Genomic DNA, 2,140 nt, shown 5'->3' on the forward strand with positions numbered 1-2,140 from the left:
AACAGCTGGAAGCCCGCCAGAAGCAGATCGAGAAAGACCTCGCCACCGCCCCTGCCGCGAACACAGCCGTGCGGATCCACCCGAAGATGGCCGACACCTATCACGTCCGGATCCAGGCGATGATCGCCGCCCTTTCCGAGCCGGATCACGAATCTGAAGCCCGCCAGGCGATCCGGGGCCTGATCGAGAAGATCGCGGCGACACCGGTGCCGACCAAGGGCAAACGGATGAGCTTAGATCTGACGCTGCACGGCGATCTGGCAGGCATTCTGGCACTGAGCCTGGCGGCGGATCGACTGTCCGGACAGCAAAAAAACCTCCTGCGAACAGGAGGTTAATCAAAGTGCAGAATTTCTGGTTGCGGGGGCGTGCAATCATCTTTACTTGCGGCCGCTTGGTTCTCTGCATGCCATGCTGCTCCGGACGGAAACAGTGATCGTTGGCGAAATATTTCGTACAGCGGCGTAGCGCGAGGTACGCAACCTGAAACAACCGGATCCACCAAATGCCGGGACTGAACACCTAGGCCGATGCTGCGAAGCGGTCGGCAATCGACAGCAGGATTTCAACAACCGCATCGCGCGACGGATCACGCACGTCGCGTGGCCAGACGACGTGAAGCGGCAGTTTTACCCGGGCGCTATCCCCGTTCAGTTTCAAGTCGCAGACCTGCACGTCACGAGGAACCAGGCCCGACCACCATCGAGGGACGATGGCTGCTCCGATACCGGCTGCRACCATGTTCAGCATCGTCTGCTTCTCGTCGGCGTTCTGGATGATGCATGGTTCTACCCCGGCCTGTTCGAAGAGGGCCAACACCAGATCRTGGCTATGCGGACGCGAGCGGCGGTCCGGCACAATCAGCGGCGTGTCGCRCAAGCTGGGTATGTCGATTGCCCGGCGTGCCGAAAGCGGATGGCCGGGCGGCAGCACTACGATGGGCGTTTCGTTCAACAGGAAATGCCCGCGCAGGCGGCGGTGAAACGATTTCAGCCCCGGCCGCACGAGCGCCAGATCCAGGCTGCCCGCCAGCAGCCGCGGGATCAGCTTGATCGAACGCTCTTCGACAAGTTGAATTCTGAGGTCCGGGCAGACCGCATGCACCTCTTGCAGCAAGCCCGGAACGAGGCCGCTGGCGGCGGTGTCGATCGCGCCCAGGCGCAGCACCTGCCCGCCCTTGCGCCCAAGCCTGCGCCAGCGCTGTTCAGCAGCATCCGCTTCGGCCAGCAGGGCGCGCGCCTCCTTGATGACGCGCATGCCTTCCGCGGTGATGACCACCGATCGCGTCGTGCGCTCGAAGATCTGCACGCCCAGGCTGTCTTCCAACTGGCGCACAGAGCGCCCAAGCGCTGCAGGCATCATATCGAGACGGCGGGCCGCCCGTCCGAAATGCATTTCATCCGCTACCGCAACGGCGCAGCGCAACTGCCGCAGTTCCATGCCGATCCTCGCATTATTGCATTTTATTATACAATCCTTGAACGATTGAGAAAAGCACCCCGGCGCCCGTAATTTCCTGCAAGGCGCGGAGGAGTGCGCCCTTGCCGTTCACATCGGGAGGATCAGATGAGCGATGCGCTCGAAAAGCGCGTCATGAGGAAGATCTCATGGCGCATCATACCCTTCATCATGCTGCTTTACTTCATCGCGTTCCTCGACCGCGTGAACGTGGGCTTCGCGGCCATCCACATGAACGAGGATCTCGGCTTCACGCCCGCCATCTTCGGCTTCGGGGCGGGGCTGTTCTTCATCGGCTATTTCTTCTTCGAGGTTCCCTCGAACCTCGCCCTGGAAAGGTTCGGCGCGCGAATCTGGATCGCCCGCGTCATGCTGACCTGGGGGCTGATCTCGGGCGCCATGGCCTTCGTGCAGGGACCGACCAGCTTCTATGTCTTGCGTTTCCTGCTGGGCGCGGCCGAGGCCGGGTTCTTTCCGGGCATCATCCTGTATCTCAGCTACTGGTTTCCCGCCAAGAACCGCGCGCAGGTGACCGCGCTGTTCATGGCCGCCGCGCCGATTTCGGTGGCGCTTGGTTCGCCGATCTCGGGTGCGCTGCTGGAGATGGACGGGCTGATGGGCTGGCACGGCTGGCAATGGATGTTCGTGCTGGAGGCCGTTCCCGCCCTGATCCTTGGCGTGG

At 62.2% G+C, this 2,140-nt stretch carries 2 protein-coding genes and 1 pseudogene; 2 read left to right on the forward strand and 1 reads right to left on the reverse strand.

Going from position 1 to position 2,140, the window contains the following annotated elements:
• Positions 1–338: pseudogene (locus tag AQY21_RS02540) on the forward strand (recombinase family protein); the annotation flags it as partial.
• Positions 339–522: 184 nt separating this feature from the next.
• Here AQY21_RS02540 and AQY21_RS02545 read toward each other — a convergent pair.
• On the reverse strand, positions 523–1,440 hold the full coding sequence (locus AQY21_RS02545; RefSeq protein ID WP_058096281.1) for a LysR family transcriptional regulator: 918 nt from the start codon (positions 1,438–1,440) through the stop codon (positions 523–525).
• Between the two features lie 126 nt (positions 1,441–1,566).
• Here AQY21_RS02545 and AQY21_RS02550 point away from each other — a divergent pair.
• The coding region (locus AQY21_RS02550; RefSeq protein WP_152988075.1) for an MFS transporter at positions 1,567–2,140 on the forward strand (574 nt) is incomplete at its 3' end.

The organism is Paracoccus sp. MKU1 (genome assembly GCF_001447385.1).
GTDB lineage: Bacteria > Pseudomonadota > Alphaproteobacteria > Rhodobacterales > Rhodobacteraceae > Paracoccus.